The sequence below is a fragment of the Cereibacter sediminicola genome, assembly GCF_007668225.1.
Classification (GTDB): Bacteria; Pseudomonadota; Alphaproteobacteria; order Rhodobacterales; family Rhodobacteraceae; genus Cereibacter_A; species Cereibacter_A azotoformans.
In genome coordinates this window covers 1-468 of sequence record NZ_VDEK01000151.1, presented here as the reverse complement: position 1 = coordinate 468, position 468 = coordinate 1, and the positions used below count along the sequence as shown (strand labels likewise).

The following is a 468-nucleotide window of genomic DNA, read 5'->3' as shown; positions in this document are numbered from 1 at the left end:
CGATGCCGGCGTCCCGGGCCAGATCCACCAGTTGCGCCCGTGCGCGCTCGTAGAGTCGGGAGTCCGTCGGATGCGCGATCGTCTCGGGGCTTATCCGAGGCGCAAATGGAGCGCCTGCGAGATTTCCGGCCGGGGATGCAGACCTTCATCCCCTTGTCTTTCAGGGGTCGGGCTTGGGGGATCGCATGGCTGTTCCTTGTTCTGTCATCGAGGTCCGTCGTCTCGCGCACATTCCGGCCGCCGCCGGGACGCGGGCGGATGCACCGCCATCCCGCGTCGCGCCGTTCAGGGCTTCTTCAGGGTTCCGGAGCCCGACGACGGCGCCAAGGCCGAGTGGGTGCGCGTCACCGCAACGACCGCGGGCGCCTTCTTCGGCTGTTTTGGCTTCTTCGTCTGCCGGTTTCCGCGGATGCTCATGCCTTTGGCCATGGGGCTCTCCGGTTGAAGGGGTTCCGGCAGGCACGCGCC

General features: G+C 67.7%; 1 protein-coding gene. It reads right to left on the bottom strand.

Going from position 1 to position 468, the window contains the following annotated elements; all coding sequences use genetic code 11:
- Positions 1–285 precede the first annotated feature (285 nt).
- A partial coding sequence (locus tag FG154_RS21190; protein WP_222120602.1) for a hypothetical protein occupies positions 286–468 on the bottom strand: 183 nt, incomplete at its 5' end.